This window comes from Tepidanaerobacter sp. GT38, assembly GCF_021991635.1.
GTDB lineage: Bacteria > Bacillota > Thermosediminibacteria > Thermosediminibacterales > Tepidanaerobacteraceae > DTU063.
Genome location: NZ_JAFFJA010000068.1, coordinates 1 through 3,146, shown reverse-complemented (window position 1 = coordinate 3,146; position 3,146 = coordinate 1). Strand labels below are relative to the sequence as shown.

At 36.4% G+C, this 3,146-nt stretch carries 3 protein-coding genes; 2 read left to right on the top strand and 1 reads right to left on the bottom strand.

The window, feature by feature from the left end:
* Positions 1-382 precede the first annotated feature (382 nt).
* Both JT739_RS09765 and JT739_RS09760 read left to right on the top strand, forming a co-directional pair.
* Positions 383-1,090 (top strand): N-acetylmuramoyl-L-alanine amidase family protein, encoded by a 708-nt coding sequence (locus JT739_RS09765; RefSeq protein ID WP_304650989.1) that lies wholly within the window; start codon positions 383-385, stop codon positions 1,088-1,090.
* A gap of 82 nt (positions 1,091-1,172) precedes the next feature.
* Complete coding sequence (locus JT739_RS09760) at positions 1,173-1,775, top strand: DUF3298 and DUF4163 domain-containing protein (protein ID WP_237660930.1); 603 nt, start codon at positions 1,173-1,175, stop codon at positions 1,773-1,775.
* 19 nt (positions 1,776-1,794) lie between these two features.
* On the opposite strand, the gene JT739_RS09755 is transcribed toward JT739_RS09760, so the two are convergent.
* A complete protein-coding gene (locus tag JT739_RS09755; protein ID WP_237660929.1) occupies positions 1,795-2,988 on the bottom strand; it encodes a 6-phosphofructokinase in 1,194 nt (397 codons plus the stop codon).
* Positions 2,989-3,146: the final 158 nt, after the last annotated feature.

The following is a 3,146-nucleotide window of genomic DNA, read 5'->3' as shown; positions in this document are numbered from 1 at the left end:
TTTTACTGGTTATTGACAGTATTTTTTGTGAAAAATGTGTTAAATTAGACAAGGACAAAATCTAATATAATAACATTGATAAAAAACAATAAGGCCAAAATTAACAAGTTCGTAAAATAATTATTCTATGGCCCATATCATTGCAATTTTTTAGAGTAAGTTTATGATAATATGTAATTTTCTCAGTGTTTTTACCATGCAGGCATCGTCTTCATATTTTTTGTCGAAATATAAATAACAAAATTTATGCCCATTAGAGGTTAAATACATATTATATTAAATATAAAAAGTTAGTTGCTGTAATGTTATGGACGCATGGAATTTGCGACACTATGCTTTGTAAGATGAAAAGGAAAGTTTCATACCGCCATGGGGTGAGGTTATGAATATCGTTTATAATCTGGTGCCGCCATCTAAATACAGTATTAAATGCCCTTACTATATGGTTCCAGAGTTTATAGTTGTTCACAACACCTTTAATGATGCGAGTGCAGCAAATGAAGTAGCATATATGATTAGGAATGATGACAAGGTTTCGTTTCACTATGCAGTAGACGATATGGAAATTGTTCAGGGCATACCGGAAAACCGCAACGCCTGGCATGCGGGGGATGGAGAAAATGGCCCGGGAAATAGAAAAGGGTTAAGTGTTGAGATATGTTATTCTAAATCTGGTGGCAAGAGATTTGAAGAGGCTGAAAAATTAGCAGCAAGGTTTATAGCATACAAGCTAAATGAAAAAGGTTGGGGAGTTGATAGAGTAAAGAAACATCAAGATTTTTCAGGTAAATATTGCCCTCATAGAACCCTTTATATGGGTTGGCAGAGATTTTTGAACATGGTGCAAGCTGAATTAGATAAGCTAAAGGAGAAAGATAAAGGTGATAAGGATATACCTTCAACTTGGGCACAAGAGGCTTGGGAATGGGCCAAAAAGGAAGGTATAACAGATGGCACAAGGCCCAGAGATCCGTGCACCCGTGAAGAAGTGATTACAATGCTGTATCGCTATCAAAAACAGGTGGCTACGAAGTCTCTGGAAGACAATAGTACTGCTAGTAATTGTGATTGGCGCCGCTTTAAACAATAGCGGTGTTTTTTACTATAACAAAAAGTATTGCGTAGGAATAAATTATATAAAGTGCCATTTTATTTTCGAGGGGTGAAACACCATGATGGAAAAACAACCACCTGTAGTAATTAAAACCCGTCGCATAAAAAAAGAAAGACTTGACGTAGAATATCCTGTGGTGGAAGATTTATTAAATAAGAATGTAAAGCAATATATTAATTCGGTTCTGATGAGCATAGTTAATACCTTAATAGAACAAACCGATTACTACCAAAATCCCATCACCGAAGTAACAGGAAGATACCATATAAGAACAAACGATAAGGGTATTTTGAGTATTTCAATCGAAATGTATTGGTTTTCCGGCGGCGCTCACGGCATGACAGTTTTAAAATCGGTAACTTTTGATGTGGCCACAGGCAGGATATACCGTCTGCAGGACCTGTTCAAAGAAAACTCTGATTATGTGAAACGTCTGACTGATATAATAAAACGACAGATACAGGAGAGAGATGTACCTGTCATAGTTGATTTTACGAGTATAGAGCCTGATCAGGACTTTTATATCGAAAACGCAACTTTAGTGATATACTTCCAATTGTATGAGCTGGCACCGTATGCATATGGTTTTCCAACCTTTAAAATTCCCACCCAGGAAATAGAAGACATATTAAGAAAAGACCCAATAAGAAAAAGTGAATAATTGGGGTTTCCCCAATTATTCACTTATCTAATTTAATAAATCTTGTATATTTGGGAAGACCATTTTCATATGGCATTTCTACATTTCCTTGAATGAGGGGCAGCATGTATTCAATGGCATCTTTGGTTACCCATCTGTTTTTCATATCTATCCATTCCTTAGGGAAGGATTTAGTATAATTTGCTACTTTTGAAAGTGGAACTGTTCCAGGCTCAAAACCATTTTCAGTCTTCTCAATAGAGATCATTACATCACTTACACCGCTTAGTATTTTTTCCACACCTGCTTTTCCAACCATTACAGCTACCTGGTTATCTACCAATGAAGCTGTATGTGCAGCACATCTTTGCATAATGGAAAATTCGATTACCTTGACCCGTTTAGTGATATTTTGTTTTACAAGATTTTCAAGATAGCGACCGACGCCGCCCATTTGTATATTGCCAAATACATCTACTTTTGCCTCGCGAAGGTAAGCATAGTTACCTGATTTATCTTTAATTCCTTCAGAGGTTACAACAAAAGCTCGGCCTTTCTCTTCTAGCAACTGCCTGACATCACTTACGAAACTTTGCTCATCGAAGGGTATTTCAGGCAAGTATATCAAGTGTGGTGCGTCAATGACTTCATCTCGGGCTAAAGCGCTAGCTGCAGCTAAAAAGCCGCTGTCTCTTCCCATGACTTCTACAATAGTAACCGCGTCCTTATCATAAACATCTGCATCCAAAGCCATTTCACGAACACTTGTTGCTATAAACTTGGCTGCACTGCCATATCCCGGACAAAAGTGTGTATTTGTAAGATCGTTGTCAATAGTCTTGGGTATGCCGATTACACTGATATCTTTTCCTTTGTTTATGGCATATTGTGAAAATCTGTGGGCAGTATCCATCGAATCATTGCCGCCGATATAGAGGAAATAGCCAATTTCATATTTGTCGAAAATTTTACATATCTTTTCAAAATCTTCATCCTTTAGTTTATACCTGCATGAACCGAAAGCTGCTGATGGCGAATACCGCAAAGTATTTAATTCATCATCACTTATATCGGTTAAGTCGATTAGATTATCTTTTAGTATTCCTTCAACACCGTATTTGGCCGCAAATATTTTTATTCCGTGCTTCTTAGCCTCACTAATAATCCCATAACAACTAGCGTTAATGACCGAAGTAGGACCCCCTGATTGAGCAAAGATTAAATTCTTTTTCAAAAACTCCACTCCCTCTTACAATTTTTTCTAAATAAATTAATATATTTTGACTATGCAGTAACGTGCTGAATATATATTTTATATTATTTTTATTATAGCATGGGAACTATATTGAGACAAGTTTGACTATTTTATAAGATAGTGTCAAGTTGTTGTAG